1 protein-coding gene is annotated in these 432 nt (G+C 64.4%); it reads right to left on the bottom strand.

Annotation, left to right across the window (positions count from 1 at the left end; genetic code table 11):
• A partial coding sequence (locus PY650_RS36825) for a substrate binding domain-containing protein (protein ID WP_285885034.1) occupies positions 1–423 on the bottom strand: 423 nt, incomplete at its 3' end.
• Between the last annotated feature and the right edge of the window lie 9 nt (positions 424–432).

Genomic DNA, 432 nt, shown 5'->3' with positions numbered 1-432 from the left:
GACGGCACTTGCTACGGCACCTTCGTTGATGGTGATAGCGAGCTGGCCATCAATGCGCACGGACGCAACACGCCCGTCCTTGCGGAACGAGAACGTTGGCGTGGGATGCGCCGGACTGATGATCACCGAGTGGTGCGCGAGGTCCGACGGCATCGTTGGCATGCCACGCTCCCGCAGGTAGTCTGGGGAGGCCGTGAGTATCCTCGGCTGGCGGATGAGTTTGCGCGCCGTCGCGCTCGAGTCAGGAAGAGCGCCGAACTGGAACGACACGTCGATGCCCTCGGTCACAAGGTCTGGGTAGCGGTCGGTCACCCGCAGTTCGACCTTCAGCGCCGGGTGCTGCTGCATGAACGCGGGAAGCCGCGGAATGATTTCCCTGAGCGCGAAACTTATGGGCGTGCCGACGCGAAGCACCCCCCGCAGTTCTCCGGT

It is taken from the genome of Martinezella calliandrae (genome assembly GCF_030272695.1).
GTDB classification, from domain to species: domain Bacteria; phylum Pseudomonadota; class Alphaproteobacteria; order Rhizobiales; family Rhizobiaceae; genus Rhizobium; species Rhizobium calliandrae.
The sequence above is the reverse complement of the archived record's forward strand: the minus strand, read 5'-3'. Positions and strand labels throughout refer to the sequence as shown.